The sequence below is a fragment of the Armatimonas rosea genome, from assembly GCF_014202505.1.
Lineage (GTDB): Bacteria > Armatimonadota > Armatimonadia > Armatimonadales > Armatimonadaceae > Armatimonas > Armatimonas rosea.
The window spans coordinates 1,009,132-1,032,196 of the sequence record NZ_JACHGW010000002.1; the positions used below are offsets into that span (position 1 = coordinate 1,009,132).

General features: G+C 55.4%; 22 protein-coding genes. 15 read left to right on the forward strand and 7 right to left on the reverse strand.

The genetic code is table 11. The features are described from left to right. Positions 1-82 precede the first annotated feature (82 nt). From HNQ39_RS12590 to HNQ39_RS12620, 7 genes are all read left to right on the forward strand, one after another. On the forward strand, positions 83-1,126 hold the full coding sequence (locus tag HNQ39_RS12590; RefSeq protein ID WP_184196261.1) for a DUF932 domain-containing protein: 1,044 nt from the start codon (positions 83-85) through the stop codon (positions 1,124-1,126). Further along, positions 1,123-1,509 carry a hypothetical protein gene (locus tag HNQ39_RS12595; RefSeq protein WP_184196264.1) on the forward strand — a complete coding sequence of 129 codons (387 nt, stop codon included), beginning with the start codon at positions 1,123-1,125 and terminating at the stop codon, positions 1,507-1,509. The genes HNQ39_RS12590 and HNQ39_RS12595 overlap by 4 nt, the downstream gene beginning before the upstream one ends. Positions 1,510-1,603: 94 nt before the next feature. After that, positions 1,604-1,972, forward strand: a complete 369-nt coding sequence (locus HNQ39_RS12600; RefSeq protein WP_184196267.1) for a hypothetical protein — start codon at positions 1,604-1,606, stop codon at positions 1,970-1,972. Between the two features lie 187 nt (positions 1,973-2,159). Then, on the forward strand, positions 2,160-2,453 hold the full coding sequence (locus HNQ39_RS12605) for a type I restriction endonuclease subunit M (protein WP_184196270.1): 294 nt from the start codon (positions 2,160-2,162) through the stop codon (positions 2,451-2,453). Between the two features lies 1 nt (position 2,454). After that, positions 2,455-2,913, forward strand: a complete 459-nt coding sequence (locus HNQ39_RS12610; RefSeq protein WP_184196273.1) for a hypothetical protein — start codon at positions 2,455-2,457, stop codon at positions 2,911-2,913. Further along, positions 2,910-3,371, forward strand: a complete 462-nt coding sequence (locus HNQ39_RS12615) for a hypothetical protein (RefSeq protein ID WP_184196276.1) — start codon at positions 2,910-2,912, stop codon at positions 3,369-3,371. Before HNQ39_RS12610 ends, HNQ39_RS12615 begins: the two co-directional genes overlap by 4 nt. Further along, entirely contained in the window at positions 3,368-3,925 is a 558-nt protein-coding gene (locus tag HNQ39_RS12620) for a hypothetical protein (protein WP_184196279.1), read from the forward strand. Before HNQ39_RS12615 ends, HNQ39_RS12620 begins: the two co-directional genes overlap by 4 nt. Before the next feature lie 193 nt (positions 3,926-4,118). On the opposite strand, the gene HNQ39_RS12625 is transcribed toward HNQ39_RS12620, so the two are convergent. The 7 genes from HNQ39_RS12625 to HNQ39_RS12655 form a co-directional block, all read right to left on the reverse strand. Beyond that, a complete protein-coding gene (locus tag HNQ39_RS12625) occupies positions 4,119-4,511 on the reverse strand; it encodes a hypothetical protein (RefSeq protein ID WP_184196282.1) in 393 nt (130 codons plus the stop codon). Then, entirely contained in the window at positions 4,508-5,401 is an 894-nt protein-coding gene (locus tag HNQ39_RS12630; RefSeq protein WP_184196285.1) for a replication-relaxation family protein, read from the reverse strand. The genes HNQ39_RS12625 and HNQ39_RS12630 overlap by 4 nt, the downstream gene beginning before the upstream one ends. Before the next feature lie 61 nt (positions 5,402-5,462). Beyond that, positions 5,463-7,250, reverse strand: a complete 1,788-nt coding sequence (locus HNQ39_RS12635) for a type IV secretory system conjugative DNA transfer family protein (protein WP_184196287.1) — start codon at positions 7,248-7,250, stop codon at positions 5,463-5,465. 629 nt (positions 7,251-7,879) lie between these two features. Beyond that, a complete protein-coding gene (locus HNQ39_RS12640; protein WP_184196290.1) occupies positions 7,880-8,650 on the reverse strand; it encodes a hypothetical protein in 771 nt (256 codons plus the stop codon). A gap of 37 nt (positions 8,651-8,687) precedes the next feature. Further along, positions 8,688-10,025 (reverse strand): AAA family ATPase, encoded by a 1,338-nt coding sequence (locus tag HNQ39_RS12645; RefSeq protein ID WP_184196293.1) that lies wholly within the window; start codon positions 10,023-10,025, stop codon positions 8,688-8,690. A gap of 20 nt (positions 10,026-10,045) precedes the next feature. Beyond that, the gene (locus tag HNQ39_RS12650; protein WP_184196296.1) at positions 10,046-10,456 is read right to left on the reverse strand and encodes a hypothetical protein; all 411 of its coding nucleotides are present in this window, start codon (positions 10,454-10,456) and stop codon (positions 10,046-10,048) included. A 12-nt stretch (positions 10,457-10,468) separates the two neighbouring features. Continuing rightward, entirely contained in the window at positions 10,469-10,942 is a 474-nt protein-coding gene (locus tag HNQ39_RS12655) for a hypothetical protein (RefSeq protein WP_184196299.1), read from the reverse strand. Positions 10,943-11,511: 569 nt separating this feature from the next. Between HNQ39_RS12655 and HNQ39_RS12660 the strand changes: the two genes are divergently transcribed. The 8 genes from HNQ39_RS12660 to HNQ39_RS12695 are packed head-to-tail and all read left to right on the forward strand — an operon-like array spanning position 11,512 to position 23,032. Continuing rightward, positions 11,512-14,130, forward strand: coding sequence for an ATP-binding protein (locus tag HNQ39_RS12660; protein ID WP_184196302.1), 2,619 nt, complete (start codon positions 11,512-11,514; stop codon positions 14,128-14,130). Further along, on the forward strand, positions 14,123-15,058 hold the full coding sequence (locus HNQ39_RS12665; RefSeq protein WP_184196305.1) for a DUF4007 family protein: 936 nt from the start codon (positions 14,123-14,125) through the stop codon (positions 15,056-15,058). Before HNQ39_RS12660 ends, HNQ39_RS12665 begins: the two co-directional genes overlap by 8 nt. After that, positions 15,039-18,362, forward strand: coding sequence for a hypothetical protein (locus HNQ39_RS12670; protein WP_184196307.1), 3,324 nt, complete (start codon positions 15,039-15,041; stop codon positions 18,360-18,362). The genes HNQ39_RS12665 and HNQ39_RS12670 overlap by 20 nt, the downstream gene beginning before the upstream one ends. Further along, positions 18,359-19,240 (forward strand): phosphoadenosine phosphosulfate reductase domain-containing protein, encoded by an 882-nt coding sequence (locus HNQ39_RS12675; RefSeq protein WP_184196309.1) that lies wholly within the window; start codon positions 18,359-18,361, stop codon positions 19,238-19,240. The genes HNQ39_RS12670 and HNQ39_RS12675 overlap by 4 nt, the downstream gene beginning before the upstream one ends. Before the next feature lie 10 nt (positions 19,241-19,250). Further along, entirely contained in the window at positions 19,251-19,865 is a 615-nt protein-coding gene (locus HNQ39_RS12680) for a GIY-YIG nuclease family protein (RefSeq protein WP_184196313.1), read from the forward strand. A gap of 10 nt (positions 19,866-19,875) precedes the next feature. Beyond that, positions 19,876-21,165 (forward strand): DNA sulfur modification protein DndB, encoded by a 1,290-nt coding sequence (locus HNQ39_RS12685; protein ID WP_184196316.1) that lies wholly within the window; start codon positions 19,876-19,878, stop codon positions 21,163-21,165. A 14-nt stretch (positions 21,166-21,179) separates the two neighbouring features. Continuing rightward, positions 21,180-22,016 carry a hypothetical protein gene (locus HNQ39_RS12690; RefSeq protein ID WP_184196320.1) on the forward strand — a complete coding sequence of 279 codons (837 nt, stop codon included), beginning with the start codon at positions 21,180-21,182 and terminating at the stop codon, positions 22,014-22,016. An 8-nt stretch (positions 22,017-22,024) separates the two neighbouring features. Then, complete coding sequence (locus HNQ39_RS12695) at positions 22,025-23,032, forward strand: hypothetical protein (protein WP_184196323.1); 1,008 nt, start codon at positions 22,025-22,027, stop codon at positions 23,030-23,032. Positions 23,033-23,065: the final 33 nt, after the last annotated feature.

A 23,065-nucleotide genomic window follows, 5' to 3' on the forward strand; every position in this document is an offset into this window, starting at 1 on the left:
ACATCACCAAACGGGCCGGACGCCGCGCACCCTGACCACTCCGGTCAGTACCTTAACAACCCCCTGAAAGGAACTCGTTTCCATGACTCTCACCCTAGATGGAGTCTGTGATCGCGTGAGCGCAGACGACACAGGAAAGCACGACCACCTCGTGTCAGTGCACGAACTCTCCCTGCAAAACGGCAGGCTTTACTTCCCAGGAGCAGACGACGACGGTTTCGGCTTCGCTCTCTCCCCTTGGGCGATGGGACAAGCCTGCACTCGCCTCGGCATGCCCGCCGCCTACTTTGCCAAGTGCCCTCCCGAGCTCCAAGATCGTCAGTTCAACTACTGGCGCTCCCTGGACGAAGAGGCGCGCAAGAAAGCAGGGGGCGATGGCGGAGACACTTGGACGATACGCGCCAAGAACGCCACCGTCCGCGGGGTGCTCTCGGCGCGCTACGAGAAGCTCGACAACCGCCAGCTCGTAAACGCCTTACAGCCCGCTCTGGCGGGCACGGAGTATCAGGTAAAGCTCTTCGATCTCTGTGACGAAGGCTTCCACCTGCGCGTCATCGACCCAAGGATGTCCAGACTGGCTTTACCCGGCGATCCCCTGGTTGTGGCGATCCATATCGCCAACAGCGAAGTAGGGCTTCGGGCGGTTACGATAGATGCCTGCATCTTCAGGCAAGTCTGTTCAAATGGGCTTCTCAGGAAGATGGCGGGAAAGAGCCTCTTGCGCCAGCGGCATATCCATGTCGCGCAGGAAGCGTTCGTCCCTTCGCTCCAGGAAGCCATTGGCCAAGCACGGCTCGTGGCGGCGGCGTTCATCGAGCAGATGATCCTCTCCACCAAGACGGTCGTACCAGACCCGGCAAGAGCCATTGAGATACTGGCCGATGCTTGGAAGCTCTCCAAGCAGACAGCCGAGTACATCAAGTTCGGTTTGCTGGGCGAGGCGCACCAGGAGAGCATGTATGGGCTACTGAATGCGGTGACCAACGCCGCGCAGAGGCTCCCTGTCGAGGGTCGTGTCGAGCTGGAGACACTGGCAAGCATCCTGATCGACACCAACGACACCCGGCGAGAAAGTGCCTCGCTACGGCAGCGCATTCTCACGCCACGGGCACTGGTGGGCGCATGAGTGGCAAGAAACAGCCTATCGTTCCGACGATGGACAAACGCATCTTGACGCTCTACCTACGCCTGCTGGCTCTCGCTGGTGAGCTGAGAAATCGTGCCTCGTTTGGCTGTGTGCACCTCTTTACGGAGGAGTACGTTGTCCAAGCACACGCTTCGTGGAGATTGGAGCTGAAGGTTCCCGAGTTGGACGACTACCATCGCCAGCCCGAGGGAGCCGACTACCTCCCGATCCCACCGAGCGCAGAAGAGGCACTGGAGCTCTTGGAGCGAATCGTCACGACTTGTCGCGGCGTTCGTGGCCTGGAGTCTCCAACCGTTCCAGCTGTGGCCGATCTCCTAGAGGCGGAACAGCTTCTACAGCGGCGACCACCCCAGCGGCGATAACTCCGCTCTCGTTTCCCCAAATCCCCGGGCCATGCTGCCCGGTGACGGGAAGTTCATGGCTCGGACCTTTTTCGTATTGAAAGGAACCAAACCCATGAACTTGGACGAGGCGAGGCAACTCGCCAACGTCAACGAGCGGGCGCAGCGACTCTTCGAGGACGGATACCGAATCCGCTCCCTCGACGGGAACCTGCACCTGATCCGTAAGCAGCACGGAGCCACGTACACCCTGGATCGAGCCGAAAAGAGCTGCACCTGTCCGTTCTTCACCAAGAACAGTGGGCGCTACTCCTGCAAGCATTTTCTGGGATTCAAGAAGCTCGTCCTGTCTCAGCGCTTCCACTTAGCAACTCTCAGCGCACGCTGGGAGGCTGAGGAGCAAGCGGCCACCATCGAGCAGGTGTTCCTGAGCGCTTCTCGCGTCCTGTCTGCCCGTCTGGAGGTACCACTTTGTCTCTCCTAACGATCTCCCGCTACAAAGGCGGGAGGCATTGGGCAGTCCGAGAAGCTGACACGGGCACCATCGTTGTCGTGGCGGTCTACCGAAAGGGCGCTGCCGAAGTCGTGCGACGGCTTACGGGACAAGTCCCAGAGCCAACCAAGCGCAAACGGCGCGAGACCTTCGTCTATGAAGCAAAGGGAGAAACCACATGAGCGTCTATCAGCGGCCCATCAAGTTCTCTCTGGGCAAGGTCTATGTCACCACTGCCGCAGTCGAGGCCCTGATCCGTAACGATGAGGAGCTGATGCACCTACTCAAGCGGCATCGAGAAGGCGACTACGGCGCGGAGATGTGCTACGACGACCGAGTCGTAAACGAGGAGTCTATCAAGCGCGGTGGACGTGTTCTCTCAAACTATACGCTCAAGGATAAGACAGTCATCTGGATCATCACAAGCGCAGGCTGGCAAGAGACGGTCGCAATGGTCAGGGAGGAGTACTGAGATGAACCTGGCCGACCCCACGGATGAGGCGGGAGTCATCTTCCTGAGCCTCACCGATCAGGTCTTCACCTTCACTGACGCGACCGGCACACAGTGGCACTGGAACGCGAGCGCAGGAATGCGGCTTGTGGAGCAGACCCCCCGGTCTCCACGAGAGTTCTGGCCGAGCGAGCACGGGATAGACCTGGCGCACCTTCGGGAGCGCTACGCCGATCTCGATGAAGAGCATGCAAAGACAGTCGATCTGTCCAAACCCATTCTCTTCATTCCCTTTAAGGGTGGCACTTCGGTGCTGATCGACGGATGGCACCGCCTGTACCGAGCGGTCTCTGAGGGAGTGGACTGGTTGCCTTGCTACGAGCTCACCCCACAAGAAGCCGAGCAGGTGCTCGTCATGAAGATTCCGCCACGCCCCAAGCTGGCACCGATGGAAACCAAGAAAGGACCGCGAAAGCCTTGAAACCAGTTACTTTGACTCCTCCTGGAGTCACTGACCGGGAGGCGCTTATCGCCTCCAAGATAGAGGAGTACGGAGCCTTTGGCGACGTGATCCTCAGGGAGGATCTCTTCGGCCATACCTACCTGTGGAACGTTGGGCACGCCGCCCATATCGTCACCACAAGCAAGAGGCCAGAGAGCCCACTCACTCTAGCGGACTACGGCATTACGGAGGAGCTTTGTCGGCAGTGGCGACCTGACATGGACGAGGAGCGGGCTATGAGCCTTGACCTCTCCGTACCGCAGATCATCGCAATGCTGGAAGATCGCACGGTGATCCTGTGCTGCTGGATGCGGCTTTTCAGAGCAGTCAGGGAGGGAGTCCTAGAGCTTCCCGCCTACTGGCTCAGTGCCGAGGATGCGGAAGGCTGTCTGGTCTTTCACCTTGCACCCGAACAATCGGAAGGAGAGGAACCGTGAAGAAGACACTGGATCAGCGCTTCGAGCTGGAAGACAGCAAGCAGCGTAAGGCCGACTGTCGGGTGCGGGTCTTCGTGCCTGTCCCTGACGAAGAAATGTCCGATGCGGTCGTTCTGGTGAGTTGGTCTCCCTCAGAGCCCGATTTCCCTACCGGCCCCTGGCTGGAGACCATCGTATCCGGTTTCCGTGGTGGCCTAGCCGACGTGCAGAGTGAGCTGGACTTCCTGCTCATAGAGCACTACGTAGGTCGCAAGTACCAGATGGGCAATGTCCTGATGGACTTCGATGAGGAGCTGGGACTGGTACTCTTCAAGAACACCGTTCCCAACTGCAACAGCCCCGCCACCAACTTACGGGTTGGCAAGAGGAAACCCAAGGCGGCAGACAATGCCCCTGCGGTACGCGAGCGTCGCCTGCTCCACTGGACTCCCCTTTGCCGCGAGGCAGTCGAGGACGTGGTGGGCGAGTCGTTGGATGCTCCAGAACCTCCAGCAATGCTCACCGATAGCTCGGGGGTCATCTACACAGTTCAGGAGAGGTTAGTAGCAGTATGACCAGAAAACGAAGCTAAAAAATAATCGAGAATCACGAGGTCACATAATCGAGGATCACAATGTCACAAACCCCGCAGGCAAACGCACTGCGGGGCTTTTTTGAGGAGGTTCGCTTGTAAGTGCTTGCAATCACCCGAGCCGCAGCCCCCATGACCACCCGAGCAAACACTAAGAACTGTGGTGTCTCTTTAGGCTACTTAGTTCCGCTGGGCTTATGAGCAGGGAGCTTCCACGGCTGCCTTGAGAGGCGCCATCCGTTTTGCTGCATTTCTTCAATCATTTTCCGCATAGACTCTTGCCCACGTTTCTGATCCTCTTTGCCCTGCTTGGAGTTGAGGTACCACTGATACTGTGGGGAGGCAAAATATGCTTTCGCAGCTCTCTCCTTACGTTCCACTTCCTGCTCCAGGTGCCTGATGCCGAAGAAGATAAACAGACAGAAAATCACAAATAGCCATCCCGCCACTTGCCAGCAGCCACAACCCGAAGAGGGCGCTGATCGTGGGGAGGTAGTACGTGGCGTGGGGGCAGCAGGTGGAAGAAAGCCGCTTGGCATATAGAACTCGTCATCATTTTGTTTGCTCATGGGAGAGATCCTTTCGTTATTGCGGGAGGTAGGAGTGGTACAAGTGCCGCCTGATTGGGCTGTTGCCAAAGAGGGGCACTCCAGACGCTGGGAGATAAATCGGAGGCAACCACGAGATAGAAGTGCTGGGCGATACCGCTCTCGCCGGTAATGTCCCCTATCTGCGCGGCTAGGGAGTCGCGGCGCACGGCATCAGGAACCGTCACAATGACACGGGTGCGAGTGGTACCCAGCACCGCCGGAATCAGGGAGGGGGTGGCAAAGAGGCCGTAGTAGCCCAATACCTTCTCCCGCCAGCGAGTCACCCCCCGCTCTGTTCCCCGATCCACTTCGACAAAGGCACTCAGCTTTCTCCCAGGGGCAAGGCTCCCCAACCCCACCTGAAACCAGGCGTCGGGATGTAGCTCACAGGCAGAGGTGCTCTGTGTCGCAGGGAGGGTCAGATATGCTTCTTTGGCCTCGTGCCACTGAGCAGGCTCGCTTTCCCAGATGCGGCGGCTCTGCTCCAGCCACACAAATACATCACGAATCGCCAGCTCATGGGCCAGATAGAACGAGTTGCGCGGACCGTACTTAGGCGACTGCCTCTCACGTTGCTCCTTGGAGATCAGCCCCCCTTCGAAAAGGAGATTGCGCCCATCCCGAGTGAGAACATAGAGATTTGGAGCCGAGCCAAAGAGCAAGGAGGAATCATTTATCGCCTCGCTGCCTGTCAGGGCAAGTCGTGAGACAGCGATCACGTCCAGTAGACCAGCGTCATAAAGGGCACGGGTGTGTCCACGAATCGCCTTCTCAGGGGCCGGAAGCAGGAGTGCCAGCTGCTTGGCGGTGAGAACCCTCTGCTCGGCCAGGTAGCGTAAGATCGCGAGTCGGCGCGGTGTGACCTGCACTCGCTGCCCCTGCTCCTGACACCGTTCAAAACGCTTTCGCCGTGGGCGCGGCGCTTCCTGTTTAGATGCTTCCATCATCGTCCTCCTGTGGTGTAGGAATAGGCTTCAGAACCGGCGTATCGCCTGGAGGGACGACTTCTGGTGGTGACGATTTTCGCCTCTGGCGCGCTGCTGGTCTCTCGTCGGTAGTGGGGGCATTTTCCGGCACGGGCACTTGCTCCTCCATGAGCTGTTTCCTGCGCTCTTCACGCTCCCGGTGATCTTGGGCGATTCGCTCCGGTGGCTGTCCGCCCGACTGGAGCACCGCGCGAAGATAGGCTTGAAATGGCTCGGAGTCGGTATCAGGCAAATCCGTGTCGAGGGTGCGGAGTAAATGGACATCCCCATCGAGGTAGGCCGCGATGCTTTGCTTGCCCATCCTTTGGAGCCGCCCCATCCAGAACTCATTTAAATCGCTGATGCTGCGCTGCTGAACCCGAGGAGTGCCCGGTTGGGGAAACTGAATCACAAGCCGCACCACATCCGATCCGCTGAAGTGAAAGTCTTTCCAAGGAGCGAGACCCTTGAGGTAGGTTCGGAGCGCGACATTTTGACCCGTGAGGGGGTCACGTGTGTAGAGTCGCAGTATCCCGTGTGCACCGACAATCCTCTCCAGCGCCAGCAAGAGTACATTGTCGTCCTGCCCACTAGTGCTGGTCTCGTAAAGATCGGCAAGGGCTACGCGGCGCTGAAAGTCTTCCCAGTCCTCGGAAGAGATTCTGAGCGGCTCACCCTCGTCATCCAAAACCTCTTGTGTCCAGCTAACTGGCTCTAGTTCGGCTTCGCCACGCCCCCGGCCTGTTGCGCAGTTCACTGTGATAGAGGCAGCACTGGGGGCACTTCCTGCTGAGAATGTTGAGGTCACCAGTCGTGCATCTTGAGGCCCGAGCCGGAAGAAAACTCGTGTGGATGCACTGCTCATCAAGCGGGTCTGAAGCTCGCTGGAGAGCTGGCTGAAGTTCTGGGTGGCGACCTGGAGCCGAAGCCGCTTGGAGCGAGCCAAGGTAACGATGGACTCCAGCACCGAGGTCGATAGAAAGGGGATCAGTTGACCCAATTCATCTATCGCGAGCACCACAGCACGAGCACCACCATCGGGTTTCTGGAGCATCGCCTGGTAGAGACTATTGACCAGCAGGCCGCCCAGGAAATGTGCCTCTTTGACCCCAAGCAGAACCTCATCCATGTGGACAACAACGATGCGTTGCTCCTGCCAGAGTAACGGCAACGAGAGCGAGTTGGACTGTGCACACAGCAGCGCCCGGAAGTAGCTGGAGTACGATAGGGTCTGGAGCTTGTTCTGAAGCGCGGCGAGGGTCAGGGTCTGGTCACTCTGAGAGAGCTGTCCAAAGCGGGCAAAGAACTCCCGAATCTGGCTGATAATGAAAGGGTCCGCTGCTTCCACGGGGGCGTGAACCAGTACGTCACGATAGCGCGAGTCCCCCAGGCAGTGCATCAGCTCTAGGAGCGACATGTTCCCATGTAAGAAGAGCAACAGGAGCAGGTTCTCAAGGAAGGGCCGCATTCGCGCTCCCAGTTCCCCAACCAGTCCTTCAAAGAGCGAACTGAACTGCTTGGCCGCCTGAATCGGATTGCGCCCAGGTTCAGCCAGGAACAGATTCCAGCCCGGTACACCGATGGACTCGAACTGTGGGGCAAGATAGGCAATCTTCTCGGGGGGTATCCCAAGTTCCAAGGCAAGTGCCATGACCTGATGGATCGTATCGGGCTTGGGGTCGAGCATCACCACAGAATCGCCTTGTTCCAGTTGCTGGCGCAGGAGCGAGAGGTACAGGCGAGACTTGCCCATACCCGACCCTCCCAGGATCAGAAGATGCCTGTCAGCTACACCCTCTCTGCCGCTGGTTATTCCGATCTTCTCATCCCCTTGCTGCTGCGCCACTAATGCTTCAGGGGGCAATAACTCGGGGTACTGCTGTCCAAGCCAGGCCCGAAAATAGGGAGTGCTCTTGTGGCGCACTAGTTTGTGGCTAGTAGTACGGATCACTGGGAGTTGCTCGGTCAGCCCTGTGAGTCGCGTTCCCAGATAGATTCTGGGAGGCATCGAATTATCTTTCATCAGTTGTCTCCTAAAGTGAACCGCGCCGTAGTGTGGAACTGGATCGCGCCGTCGTATGGAATCGCGCCACGCAACGCACCCCGCGCCCCTCGGCGCTAGCCGATAGGGTGAGTTCTTCTCTTTGTCGAGGAGAGGGGATCGAGGATGAGCAAGGTTTTCTTTCGGCAGAAAAAGAAACCAAGCTTGTCAGAGTGAGACGAACAGAGACTGAAAGAGAAGAACTGTCTCATGGGCTGCTCGTCCCCGCTCCATCGTCAAATGGGGCGATTTCTGGGCATAGACCCGGTCAGCCGATAAACCGGGTTCCTGCCCTGCTCGCAACCCTGGTTATTGTCGCTCCGTGCGTTTACAAAACTAGGCTACGTGCGTTTACGCATCGCCACGGCTTCGGTGAGAATCTCCTCGACCACCAACTTTGGGAAGCGCTCTTTGAGGCCCTCTTCCCAGTCTCGCCATGCCTGCTTCTGGCGCTCTTTGGGTAGAGTGTCAAACCGATCCACCGCCTTCTTTGCCAGCTTTTGAATCTGCTCCTCCGTGAGCGCATTGCTCATAGTGTTCTCAGGATGAGACTGTCCTTTGCTGGGAAAGCTCTGAGCAGATACGGGTGTGAAAGTATCTTCATCTGCCCATCCATTGGGTGCAGGCGTGGGAGCCGAAGCGGGAGGTGAACCCTGAATCTGCCGGGGAGCAGTACCCTCCAGCGGTCGTTTCAGCCGGGTCTGACGGATTCTTTCATGCTCCAGCAATCCCCGCTCAACCTCGCGCATCTGCTCGATGTAAGCCACCGCCTGGTCAGGAGGGAGACTGTAGACGGTCTGGCGGACCTGGGTTTCGTGCTGCCAGTCCAAGAACTCACAGCCCGCAATCAGGAGTTGCTTTTGCCCCTCGATCTTAACCAGCATCCTCTTCCACTCGTTTCGCTGGCACTCAATGGCGTGATTCATCTCGTCCAACTCTTGACGACGGAGTGCCATAAGCCGCTGATGCTCCGCTGCTTCTTTTCTTTGGTGCGCCTCGACCACCCGCTGATTTGCCTTGATCTGGCGCACCTCAAACTCAGACTGCTTCTCAACGCGCTTTGTCTCAAAGCCCATAAAGAACGTTTCCCAGAACCCCATATCCTCTGCCATAGCCTCTCTCCTCTCAGACTTCCGACCTATCCAACTTTCAGACTTCTTGCGTTCGAACGGCTTGCTGAAGTCGCTCGCGTGCCAGCTCGCTCGTCACCGGGACTCCCTTTTGTATAGCCGTGACAAAGGCCGCTTGGAGCCCACGTTCGATGTCGCGTGGGGTCATGCCCTCCGAGGCTTTCACCAAGGCTGGGATCGCTTTGCTTTCCGAGATCCATGCCCCGATGAGTGCGGCGCGGGCTTCAGGACCGGGACGCTGGAAGCTGTAGATTCGGGTGCAACGGCGCTGAACGGCAGGGTCAATCGCGTCGAGTCTATTAGTCGTCAGGATAATCAGGAAGCGGCCTTTGTCCTGTGTGGGAAGGGCATCCAGGCACTGAAGAATGGTGCTGGTTGCTGCTCGGTCTTCCTGATGGCTGGCGGACTCGCTTCGGCGCATGACGATGGCATCTGCTTCTTCCAGAATGAGTACCTTCAGACCATCGTCAGGGAGAGCAAGTAGTCCCTCAAAAGCGCGGCGCACTTCCTGAGAGAACGCCCCCACCAGACCGTTTCCTCGTGTCTCAGTTCCCACTGTCAGTACCGCCCCCGTAATCCCTCGCAGTCGGCAGTAGCTGTCCGCGATCACCCGTGAGAGAGCGGATTTACCTGTGCCTGGATCACCATTGAAGAGAAAGAGCGGAACGGTACTGGTGAAGGTGGCTTGCATCCCCGGTGGAAGACTCTGCTGGGTGCGCTCCGCCCACTGCTCCAGTTGCTGGTCGTAGAAGCAGGTCAAGTACCAGAGGACTTCCTGATGGATCGCCTCCATCCCGACCAGCCGACTGCCCAGGCTCGCCATTTCCTCAGAAGGTAGTGACTGAACCAGGGCATTGCTCGTGGAGTTCTTCTTCCCTCCATCCCCAAAAACTTTCCCACCGCCCGTGACCATTCGGGTTGAATGGGTCGTTAAGCGCGAGACCGTCGAGCGAGTAGGGGGTGGTTCCTGTCGCTTGGGGAGAAATCCTGAGTGCTCAAAGTGCGCAAGTCGAATTGGGAGTGTCCCCCGCTCCGATGGCATGGGAGGTTCTCCTGCCAACTCTACGGTGACTGCATAGAGTGGCGGGATACGGAAGGTAAACTGGGTTGCTTCAGGCTGCTCGGCGAGTAGCTTTGGCAGTCGCGCTATGATGGTTTCCTTGAGCTTCTCCTGCCAGGCCGCGTCTGCTTGGGCATCCTCAGTGAGAGTAACTTGTACCTGCCAGTGCGGTGGTAAGGGGACTGTCGCGGGTGGCTCCACACGAAGGCGCGAAGGCACCAGCATAGGTGTGGGTAATGTCGCTTTCTGCGGTTCGTCTCCAAACAGCAAGCTCTTAACAATTCGTTTTAAACTCATGATCAGGTGTCCTTTCTGTGCTAGACATCATTGATATTGAAGAGATCGTCGCTCACGTCCGGGGAGATTGGCGGTCTGTAGGGAGGCTGAGGCACTGCCACTTGTGGTGCTGTGTTGGCGGCGAGCGGGCGTACTGCCACAGGAATCTGGATATCACCACTATGCGTTCCCATGAGGGCTCGGGAGATGCTAATTTGCAAATCGAGCGCATCCTGGATGGGAGCCAGCCCTTCCTGTGCGAGTACCTGAAGTGTGGTCTGCGTCAGCTCTGCCATCTGTCCGGTCAGGTCTTCGCGGACACTGAACCCCTCGCTCTGTCCAGCAGGCACCGAGTAGAACTCCTCTAGGGTAATATGCCCCATCTGGGTCTTGCCATCTGCCTCCAAGACAATCAGGACAATGGACTGTTGCGATACAGAATCATTTGACATGATATTTTCTCCTTATCGATAGCGGGTGGCATAGTCAGAATCGTAGTCATCGTCGGCCAAAAGAATCCGATCCATCCCATAGCCCCCGCTACCGTAGCTTCCATAGGTGCTCCTCCTCAAGTTGGCTGGAACGGTCAAGGCAGAAGCACTGCCCCATTTCAGACGGCGGAACCACTCGTCACAGGTGCTCTTGGGAAGATTGGGGTTGCGCTTAATTACCAGCCTGAGCTGGACATCGGAGGGGAGACTGCTTGGCAACGGAGGACTGTCGGGGGAGGGGCCGCTGGAGCCGCGCCCCTCCTGGAGAATGACATAGGCGTACTCACGCACCAGAGTGTTTCCCCGGTAGAACTGGAGGTGGATCGAGGAGATGATGTCATTGAGTGCTAGAAGGGATAGGTCTACAATCGTGTCGTCTAGGTTGAACGACGGGTTGATGCTTCTCCCCCGAGCAAACTGAGCTATGGTCGCTATCTCCCGCCCCATGTTCGCTATGACTGAGCGGACGTCTGAGGCAGTAATATTGCGCACCGTGACCTGTGTAGCAGAAGGCATGCTGATGTTTCCTTTCAACAGTTACCGGAGCGGTTTCCCCGCTCCTTACCGGGGCCATTACCCCGGTGATTGTCCGTAGGATAGGGGGAGGGGTTTCAACGCTACCAGCAACCCGAGGAGGAAAAATTCAACGCTCACTCAAAATGGAGAGAACGATGCCGCAGAAAATTCGCCCAACTGAGTCAGAGAATGTTGACTCCTTCTCCTACGCCTTCTTGGGACAGCTGGAGTTCAAGCGTGGCGGTCAGGTGGTAGTGCCAAAACAGGCTAGGCCCCTCGATCTTGCCCGACTGGGTTACCTTGCCTGGATGGGGGGAAGGTGCTCCGTCAGCACCTTTGCCACAACATGCTTCCCTCTGGGATCGGGCGGAGCGCGGGATGTCAGTCCGTCTGGTCTGGTCAGCCGCTGGAAGAACCGTGTTTGCTCAGATCTCGGGCCGGTGGTGGCTCGTGAGGGGCAAGATTTGGTGTTTCCTGTCTCGCCGTCCAACTGTGACCTTATGGCACTGCGCTACATCAGCCTAAAAGAGCGCCCAACACGCCTGGAATTGGAGGCAGCACTCTCCCCGGTGAATGGGTCGCTGTTTGGCAAACTCGGCGATGGGCGCAACGACGACTCACCTTTTGTTGTCGAGCTAAGGACGAAGGTTGGTGAGTGGTATACCGACCTACTCGCCCGGCTTCTGACCGAATTTCTCCCTGTCGATCCTGAGGCAGTACGCCAGTTTCTCCTGCGTCGCCGGGACGAAGTGCAGGAGCCACAACCCGAGCTGAGTGCGGCACTGGCAGTGGCTCTGCTCTTTGTACAAGAGCGCCAGACAGCAGAAAACCTGCTGGTTGAGCGCCACCCAGCACAGATGAAAGCTCATGGGATAGAGGACTTCATCAAGGAGCAGCTCCCTAAACTGGAGCAGAACTGGATCGAGTCGCTGACACGGGCAGTCCAAACTAACCTTGCCACCCATGCCTATCTGAGAGCTCATAAGTCCCGCCAGCAACAGCGGCTCATTGGGCGTCAGGTTCCCCCAGTGGCTCGCCGTGTCTTGCAGGAGCGCGTGTTATGTCTGGTCGGGGCGGCAGGAGTGGGAAAAACTGCCCTGAGTCTCGAAGTCGCCTACGAGCTGCTCTCACACTTTAAAGGGGCCTTTTTCGCAACCCTCCGCACGCTTCATCAGATCGCAGAAATCTGGCAGGAGCTGGGAGAACAGCTCAAGCTCACCTGTCGAGACGATGGTAACTGGGAGGGAACAGTACGCACCTACTTGCGTGGCTCTACTACTCTCCTGGTTCTTGATAACTGTGAACAGATTCCTGGGATAGCAGCGATCATCCTCTCCCTCCAAGAGGAGTGCCCGCAACTCTCCCTGCTGGCGACTTCGCGGATTCCACTGGATGGAATTCAAGCACTTGTTGTCGAGCCACTCAGTGACACCGATACTGAAGCACTTCTCAAGCGCACTCTGCGGCGGCTCGTAGATCGGGGCGAGCTTCCTGAGAACTGGCAGGCACTGAAAGAACTCCACGGTGGGATTCCCCTGCTGATTGAAGCCGTCGCAGGTGCGCTCCAATACGCCAGCGTGGATCAGCTCTTGGACATTGGCCCTTGTCCTTTTGCAGCCATTGACGATGACACGGAAGCTCGTCGGCTTTGGTGGATGTATAGCTGCCTCAGCAAGCAGGAAAAGCAACTCTTTCGTTTTTTGGGCTTACCCGTTCTGAGCTTTGATGGGGAGCTGGTTCAAGTGCTACTTGGCGACGAGTATGATGGGTATCAGTCCATGCGGGTTCTGAAGCGGCTGTTAACTCGTCAGCTTGTACATTCGGAGCCTGAAGAACCGGATGGGGCGCGTTGGTACTACCTCCTCCCCCCGGTTCAGCGGCTGGCACAAGCCCTGCTCAAACAGGCCCCAGCAGAGATGGCACTTGGTGAGAAGCGCTGTGCTCACTACTACGAACGGCTAGCATATTCCCTTGAAGATCCCGAAGAAGGCACGGATTTTAAGCGTGAACAGCATCTCCGAACCCTGCGTCGGCTTGATCGCCTGTGGGACGACACCCGTCTGGCACTTGCCTGGTGGCAGAACTCTGGCCGGGAAGACAAGGACATAGCGGCTCAGGGAGTGGAGTTTGCTATAAATCTCACCACCTTCTGGGAGCAGCGCCAGCTCTGGCGCGAGGGGGAGTTGTGGCTGCGGAGAATGCGCAATGGTTTACAGGCACTACCGCCTGACGTCGAAGCTCGTCGCCTGACTGGACTGGGCAATATGCTCCTGCGCCTCGGTCAGCGCAAGGAATCGCGTGAGTGTAAAGAGCAAAGTCTTACCCTCTACCGAGAGCTGGAAGACCATGTTCAGATAGGGGTTTTGCTCTCAGACCTGGGCGCGGTCGCCTTTGAAGGAAGTGAGCTAGAGACGGCGCACCTCCATCTGACCGAGGCCGTCGAAGTGCTCCGCCGACACCGCTACGTAAGCATCCGTGCCGAGGTGGGCTATGCAAAGGCAATCAACAACTTGGGGATGACTTGGGGGCTGCTTCAGGGAGACTTTGATAAAGCCTGTGAGTACCTGCGCGAGAGCCTCCAGCTTAAGCACGATAGGCTGGCAACTGCCGGAAGCCTTGGGGAAACCCTGCTGAACCTGGCAGTGATGACTGGCCGTTTGGGTGAATTTGCAGAAGCGATGAGCTATCTGGATCAGGCAGAAACGCTCTTCATTGAGTCTGGGATGCAGTGGGCAGTAGCCTACGTGGTCTGTGGACGCGGCGATATCTGGTGTCGGACAGGAGCACTCGATCAGGCAGAGGCGGCCTTCCACCAAGCAGCGAAGAGCTTGTGGGAACTTAGGGACAAGAAATCGATTGCCTCGTGCGTCGAGGGCCTTGTACAAGTTGCGGCACATAAGAACGATTGGAGGTATGTTACTCGACTCTGGGCCGTGGCTGAGTGGCTACGGCAAAGGTACAAGTCTCCCCGTTTTCCGGTGGATCAGGTGGAATTCGAGCAGCTCTTAAGGCAGGCAGAGGATGCTTTTCAAGGAACCTTTTCCACAGACATGTCCTCAGACTCACTATCGGAAGTGGTGTTTGCTGGGTTGCCGGGTATACTTTTGGCTGATGTCTGATTTTCCCACCCCGGCAACCTTCTCAGGACACGAGACGTTTACTTTCCGTTACCCTTGGCTCAAAAAAGGCGTAGATGGTGTTAGGGCGGACTCGGCGATTTTTCAGCGTGATGAGGCAATTGTCAAGCTGGGAGTCGGGAAGAATATGGTGACCTCGATCCGGCACTGGTGCCTGGCGACGGGAATGATCCAGGAGAAAAAGCCTGACAAGGAGCGGCGGCGTATGCTGGAGCGTTCGGAGCTGGGAACCCGCCTTCTTTCTGATAATGGCTGGGATGCTTATCTAGAGCGTGAGGCTACCCTCTGGCTACTTCACTGGCAACTTGTGACGAATCCGAACCGAGCTACTACGTGGCATGGGGCATTTCATCTGTTTAACGAGCCGGAATTTACCCGTAAGAGTTTGGCGAATTTTCTGATGCGTTTGGCTGAGGAGAAGAACTGGGGGCGGGTGTCGCCGGGAACAGTGGAGAGCGATGTGGCGTGTTTCATCCGAACCTACGTGCCAGTGAAACGGGGCGTGACCTCGACCCAAGAAGACACGCTAGACTGCCCGCTGACAGAGCTGGCGCTGCTCCAGATGATTCCTGGCGACAAAGACGAAGACCATCGTTATCGGTTTCAGACACGCCCCAAGCGCGGCTTGTCGCCTGCGATCTTTGCCTACGCGCTGGCGAGCTTCTGGGAGCAGCACTACCCGAACCAGGGCACGTTGAGCCTGCGGGAGATTTTGCACGGCGCGGGAAGTCCTGGCCGGGCGTTCCGGCTCGACGAGCAGAGCGTCTTGAACTATCTTGATGCGCTATCTGAGGCGACGGGTGGGGCACTGGGATTTGAAGACACGGCGCTGATTCGTCAGGCGGTGCGAGTGCGGACGGTTCATCCGTTGGAGATTTTGGAGAGGTTCTATGTCAAAGCCGCTGTCTGAGTTAGTTGTTTTACGACGGCGGTTCTTGCGGTCAGTGAGTTTGGAGCGGGATGCACGAAGCCGCACGGGGCTAGATGGCTACATTCCAACCGCCACCGCGCTGACGGCTCGCGCTCGCATCGAGGCCGGGCTGGCCGACCCGTCGTCACGTGCCGTGAGTATCACAGGAGCCTACGGCACCGGAAAATCGGCGTTCGCGCTCTACCTAGTGCATCAGCTTTGTCTTGCGCCGCACGGAGAAAAGTCTGAAGGGTTATTACCGGTTCTGGTGACGGGCGGACGGGAACCGCTGATTCCGGCACTCTATCGTGCCTTGGAAGCCGCTGTGTCCGGTCAGCCTTCGCTGGAGGCCCCATCACTCACTGCGCGGGAACTGGCCGAGCAGTTTGGTAGTAAGGCAAAGGAAGCAAAAAAGCGAATTCCGGGTTGTCAGGGGCTTCTGGTGGTCGTGGACGAGCTCGGGAAGTTTCTGGAGTTCGCAGCAGATCACCCGAATGAGAGTGACCCATTGGCTTTGCAGGAGCTTGCCGAGCTTGCCACCCGCTCCGAAGTGCCGATTCTCGTTGTCACAGTTCTACATCAAGCGTTCGATGAGTACGCCCAGTCGCTCGGCACGGTTCGACGGGCAGAGTGGCAGAAGGTGCAGGGGCGCTTCCTTGATATTCCGTTCGGGGATGGTGCTGAAGAGACTGTCCGACTTATCGGGGAAGCCTTTGAAGGCGAGGTTCCGAAAGCCAAGCCTCGTGCGAAGCGCCAGGTGAAAGCGGCTCGTGCGCTCAATATCGTACCGCGCTCATTGGACACTGACGACGAGGCTACAGCCGTTTTCCTTGGGGCGAGTGCGCTTCACCCGCTTACCCTGCTGGCGCTCCCTCATGTCTTTAAGCGGTTTGGTCAGAGCGAGCGGACGCTCTTTTCTTTTCTCAACTCCGACGAGCCACAGGGGTTCGGCGCGTTTCTGCGAAATCATGGCCCCGAAGCGCAGTTCCGGCTCGATGCGGTCTACGACTACGTTTTCGCGACGCTGGCTTCTACTATTTACTCGATGCCAGGTTACAGTAAGCTCTGGAGTCAGATTCAGGAAGCTGTCTCTCGTTGCGAAGGACGCGGCGATCTCCTTGAAGCGCGAATCGTCAAGACAGTCGGGGTTCTGCATCTTCTGGGCGATTCAGCTAGGCTCCCCGCCTCTGCTGGTGTGATTGCTTTTGCCCTTGAGGAGATCGCTTCTGTTGACGAAGTGACGGCGGCGCTTGAGCGGCTGACTCGTGCCACCATCCTGACTTTCCGGGTGTTCAAGAATGCCTACCTGCCCTACGAAGGGAGCGATATTGATGTAGACGAGCGCTTGGGGGTCGCACGAGCGGCGCTCGGCAACATCGCTTCTCCCGCATCGGTCGTCGCCAAACGGATCGCGCTCTCTCCGGTGATCGCGCGGCGGCATTCCTATGTGTACGGAGTCCTTCGCTTCTTCGAGATGCAGCTCTGCACGCCCGAGGAGCTGTCGAAAGCAATTACGAAGGAACCTGCTCACGCTGACGGCAAGCTCGTGCTTTGCTTGGCGACTGAGAAAGCCCAGCAAGAGACTAGTGTTGCGCTGGCACAGTCTCTGACCACCGAGCGTCCGCATGTGGTCGTGGCGGCGTGCCTGGTCGGCGAGACGCTGAACGAGGCGGCCCTAGCGGTCGAGGCGCTGGCTTGGGTTCAGGACAATACACCGGAGCTGAGTCAGGATTCCATCGCGAAACGCGAAGTCGCCGAGCGCCACCGTGAGGCTATGCAGGCGCTTGAAGCGCACTGGGAAGGGCTGCTCACGCCTGAGTCGTCCACCGTTTTTGTGTGGGTGGGCGAGCCACGTACAGGCGACCTTCAGCCGCTGCTCTCGAATGCTTTTGATGCTGCGTTCCACCTCTCGCCGATCATTCGCAACGAGCTGCTCAACCGTCGTAATCTTTCGTCCACAGCAGCGGCGGCGCGGCGCAATCTGATCGAGGCAATGATTGTGCGGAGCGATCAGGAGAACCTTGGGATTACAGGCTTTCCTGCGGAGCGGATGATGTACGATACGCTCCTGAAAGCTACTGGGCTTCACGGCTTACACAGAGCGAGCGGTGAGTACGACTTTCTGACGACCAAGCCAACAGACCTAACTATCCGTCCGACGTTGAAGGCCATCGAAGACTATTTGCTCGGTGGTGATCTGACTCCGAAACCGGTGATAGGGCTTTACTCTCTTCTCCAGAAACGGCCTTACGGATTGACGGAGGGAGTTGCCCCGCTCCTTATGATTCTGGCGTTGCTTCGCTGGGAAGATGAGATCCTGCTCTACCGAGCGAGCGAGTTGATTCCTCAGTTTGATGCCCCCACAGCAGAATGGCTTCTACGTCGCCCTCAGGACTACACCGTTTTGGGAATTCGGATGAGCGGTGAACGTCAGGCAGTAGTCCAGCGCTTCGCCAGAACGCTTCTTCGGCCCAAAGAAGGTCATACCCTGGTGAACATCACCCGCCGTCTGTACGGGTGGTATCGTCGCCTGCCCCACTACACACGGGTGACATTGCGACTGAGTGCGAGAGCAAAAGCTTTGCGTGAGAACTTCAAGGAGGCGAAAAACCCCGAACAGCTCTTCTTTGTCGAGATGCCTCGAAGTCTCGGAGTACGACCTTTCACGGCGAGTTCCGATGATGAGAACGTCGAGACGTTTTTTGCAGCCTGGGGCGAGGTTAATACTGAAATCACGGGAGCCTATGATGCGTTGCTGAAGCGACTGGAAAAAAACCTTCTGGATGCGTTTGAGGAGTCCGAGGTAGACGATGTTCGTCAGCGGGCACGGGCACTGGAGGGGCGTGTTCTGGAGCGCCGACTGATTGGGTTCGTTACAAGGTTGTCGGAGCCGTCTTTGGAGGGAAACGCTTGGATTGAGTCGGTGGCTTCGGCGGTTGTGGAGCGCGACCCTGAACTTTGGGGAGACGATGAGGAGACGATCTTCTATCAGAATTTGCCGCAGCTTCTCTCCGGTTTCCATGATGCCGAGGACATGGCCTACTCGATGGATCAGGCACAGCGTGATGGTGACGATGAAGAGCGCGTCGCCTTACGAATCTCTGTGGCTGAAATGGGTAAAGTGGAGACTCCCGCCCGTGTGCTTTTGTTGACGCGCCACAAGTCTGGTGAGGCGGAACAAGCCGTCGCGCAGATTCGTGAGCAAGCAAAGGATGTTCTGAGTAAACTCCAGCCGAAGGTACGCGCCGCTGCGGTGGCGTATCTTATGCGTGAGCTACTACAGGAGACAGAGGTAAGCAAATGACGGAGGATGAGAATACAGTACACCTGCTTGGTATTTCCGGGGGCAAGGATAGCGCCGCTCTCGCGGTCTACATGCGGGATCGTGTGCCGCAGATGCAGTATTTCTTCTGCGATACAGGCGAGGAACTTCCAGAGACCTATGAATATCTGGCGATGCTCGAAACCTATCTTGGCAAGCCTATCAAGCGTCTGAACCCAGATAGACAGTTCAAACACTATTTGGCAATCTACTCTCCTGGTGGTGATCTTGATCCTGATACGGGACTTCCACCTGCACCTTATTTACCCTCACAGCGAATGCGTTGGTGTACTGCCCAACTCAAACTCAAGCCTTTTGAAAAATGGGTGGATGAGGAGTTTTCAGGGAAGCGTATCATGTCCTATGTAGCGATTCGTGCCGACGAGGACCGAGATGGCTATATCTCCCACAAAACCAATATCCAGGCGATCTACCCTTTCAAGGAAGCAGGGTTGGGTAAGGCCGATGTATACCAGATTCTTGAAGAGCGCGGTGTGGGCGTTCCACGTTACTATGAATGGCGGACACGAAGCGGGTGCTACTTCTGCTTTTTCCAGCGTAAGGCAGAGTGGATAGGTCTGAAAGAGCGTCACCCCGACCTTTTTGAGCGGGCCAAGCAATATGAGAAGGTGATTCGCGATCCCGAGACGGGCGAAGTAATCAAGCGTTACTCCTGGGCTCAGGGGGAGACCCTTGAAGAGATGGAGCAGCCTGAACGTATTATTGAGATCAAACAGAGGCATGAGAAGTATCTGGAAGAGGAAAAGCGCCGTAACAAATCTACGCGCCTTCTGGACATTTTTGAAGATGCCCTTGATGACGAAGACGATACACTGCCCTGCCAAATCTGCAACTTGTGACCTTCCATAAATGGCGATTACTTCCGACGAATTCAAACGAATCCTGATTAAGTTCCGGGACGAGGAGCCGCATTCTTTTTACTTTGAGCCGCGTTTGGATCGGTTGATGGATTCTGAGGAGTGTCAGGGGTTTTCTGCGGTGCTTCATGAGTCAGGGAGGCGGTGGGAAAGACGACCCGCCACAGCAACACTGGCGACTATGTTGCCCGACGAGCGCGGCATCTACATGTTTGTTTGGTGCCCTGCTCTTTCGCTTTTGTGTGATGAAGCCTCCGATTCCAAGACTCCCCGTGCCGAGCGCTTTCGCTATGTTCTCTACGTCGGAAAGGCTGGAGTCGAGGAAGGTAAAACTGACACGTTAAAAGAACGCTTCAAGAGCGGCTACGCAAGATACATAGGCAACGATCCAAGCCCACTTTGGACGGAGAAGGTTCCCGATGACCCGAAGCGTGATCAACTTCTCTCTCGTTATCTCTCACTTCGTCCGTTGGAATTTTGGTACATAATCTTGAAAGATATGAAGGAAATCCACACATTCGAGAAGAAACTGATCAAAACGCTGAACCCGCCACTCAACAAGCAGCATGGTCGGCGACTGAGAATCGGGAAACCCGAACCGGCATGACAAACGTAGAATGAGTAACAAGACCTTCATACCAGCTTTTCAGTGTAACGTCGGGGACTGGAAATACTACATCTGCACGATGAAATATGGCGAGGTCGCCCGCCAGGTCCAGTTTGCCTTCGAGCTGGGCAAGAATGATGAGCTCGGGCAGCTCATTCAGCGGGGCATCACCAGCCGAACCAAAGAGATCACGGACTACATTCTTACCTCAGAGCATCGCTTTCTGGGTGGCTTGGTCATTGCGGCCTGGGGCGGAGAACCGACCTATACACCACTCTCAATTGATGATCCAGACGGTTTTCTCAAAGGTCTCGACCGAGGTTTCGGCGTACTGACCTTCGACGGAACCCAGGCGTACTTTGTGCTCGACGGTCAACACCGCCTGAAAGCCATCAAGGACGCTTGCCGCAAGAACCCAGACATCGGGAAAGAGGACATCTGTGTTCTGATCGTCACGCACTACGACACGACGGATGGTCGGGTTCGGACGCGCCGCCTCTTCTCCAACATCAACCGTAACGCCAAGCAAACCGCTATCGCCGAGAACATCGCGCTTGACGAAGACGATGCGCTTGCGATCCTGACACGTCGCCTGCTGGAAGAGCATCTCTTTCTCAGCGAGCCCCGCCGCGTCCGGGTGATTCTCTCTACCACCGACGACGGGGAGGTCAAGCTCGCACCGGGTAGCGTACCTCAGTCCGACCCCAAGGCGCTCACTACCTTTACCGTGCTCTATGATCTGCTCAAGTCCCTGGCCTACGACCAGCCCAAAGAGATTCAGGATCGAGCACACCGCCCCGACGACGATCTTCTGGAAGCCGCCTACTCCGTTTTCGTACAGCGCTTGGACGATCTCTTCAAGCACTGCGGCGACATCCAGACGAAGCTAGAAGCAGCGACGAACGCGAAAGACATCCGCGCTCCACGCAACCAGGAAGCCAACGGCCACCCTTTCATGCGCCCTGTGGTACAGAAAGCCGTCGCTCGTGCCGTCTCAGAGATCGTCACCGAGGAGCTGCTCACTTGGCCCGAGGTCATGACGCGCTTAGAGGCTCTGGAATGGAGTATGGGTGCTGCTCCGTGGATCGCCGTCTTCAGTCCTGATAGCGGCAAGATGCTGACGGGCAAAGACAACACTGAACTGCTCGTGCGCCTGCTTAGGGTTCATCTCGCCCCCGAGTCCAAGAGCGACATTCAGCGTGCCCGAAAGAGCTACAAAGATATTCGCGGGGGTATGTACCCCATTTCTGAAGAAGACTTGACTAAGAACTTAGTTACGGGCGGCAAGCCCGAAATGTAATAGGAGAAGAGAAAATGAAGCAACCAAGTAAACCAATGCAATGGGCTAGAAGTGCTATCGAGAATAACCTTACTATTCTTACAATACTTGCAGTCATTATTGGTGTTGGGCTTCGTTACATTGCTGACCCTCATACATTCTCTAATAATAAAGAAATCATTAAAGAGATTGGTAATTTTATTTTAATTACTTTTGTTGTCGGGTTCATTTATGAAAATTTTGTAAACTATCGATACAAACACGAATTTATTCATGAAATAGAAAATATACTTAGTAACAAGTTCAATCTGCCGATCTCTAAGGTATATTTGCAACGGCCTGAGCTAAATGAAAAGGCCGAGCTGATGAAGCAGGCCACCAAAGAGATTATCGAATTTGGAACGGCACTTCGGACTTTTACAAGCTACATGAAATCAAACCTCAGCTTTCATACCTCCGACGGGCAGGCAGGGAGATACCGTGACTTGATCGAACAGCGTCTGTCCGAAGGGATAGTCATTCGATGCATGGTACTCTCCCCGGAGGTAGCAGCGGTGCTAGAGCCATATGAACCAGGGCTGAAGGCCAAGATAGAAGAGTCACTTACCTATCTCCTGGAGTTCCAAAAGAGTGTGGAAGGAAAAGGTACTTTTGAGGTGATCCAGTATCGTACTATTCCAAGATATGCAGCGATCTGTATTGATGGTGAGCAGAAAGGTAGCAAGATGTTGTTAAGTCCATATGTGCCTAACGTGGAGAATGCTAAGGTTCCAGCATACTTGATCGAAAAAACTAAAGAGGAAACATTGTTTCAAGTATATTGGATTAGTATTAAAAATATTATTAAAGATCAAAAAAAGGAAGTCTTATAATCATGGCGATGCTTGAAGGGCCTGAACATTCCTCTGTATCTGAGGGTGATGAGGTTTTTAAATGGATAACTGAGAATATTAACTTCTTGATAGTTACTGCTGCCGATGCCGAAGCAGAAGCATTGTGGCATCCATGGCCGAGTGCTGCTATAGAAGAGCTTCCAGGTTTTTCAAAGAATTTTTTTTCGGCAGAGCATGGGGTTTTACAACCGTCACTATCTGTTTTGGGTGATGAGAGTCCTAAAATTATATTATTAGATATCTCTGGACCTGATTTTTATGTTGGCAGTATAGGCAATGAATGTATGGTCGCACATACACATTTGACATCACAAGGTTCACAAGCACTAGGAGATACCCTGTCATCAGCAGTGGAGTTGTTTAAGAATTTAAAAATAGTTTATATGTCGGGTATGCTTGGAGGATTCCATTCTATTGAAGGTACTTGCATAGGTTCCACAATATTATCAGACAATATTTCGGGGAAATATGGACAAAAAATGGGAGATATTGTTATATGTGATTCAGTTTTTGTTCCAGAAAGCAAAAAACCTATAAAATTTACAAGTAACATTGGGAATAGAATTTTTCAGAAATATTCAACAAATTTTAAAAATGCAGTAAAAACTATAAATATTCATTGTGGCCCAATACTTTGTGTTCCTGAAGTTATAAGGGAGCATGAAGAGAGAGAACGGTTAAGAGAAAGATATGGGATCAATAAAGATAAGACACCATTGTCTTTAGGTTTTGAAATGGAAAGTAAAGCATTGCTTGATATTGAAAAGAATTACGCAGAACAACCACATTTGCCGCAAATATATACAATTTTAGCAAAAAGTATTAGTGATTGGGGAGTAGGAAAACCTGAAGAAGGAAATGAAGGCAGAAAAGAACATGAGAAAGAAAGAGCTTTTGCTTCTAGATCATCGATACTTTTTTTGATTTATCTTCTAAGTCAAAAAAATGCATTTAATTTCGTAAAAGATTTTAAAAAAAAAGTAACGATTTTGTAGCATCTAAATTCAGAGTTAATCATAGACAAAAAT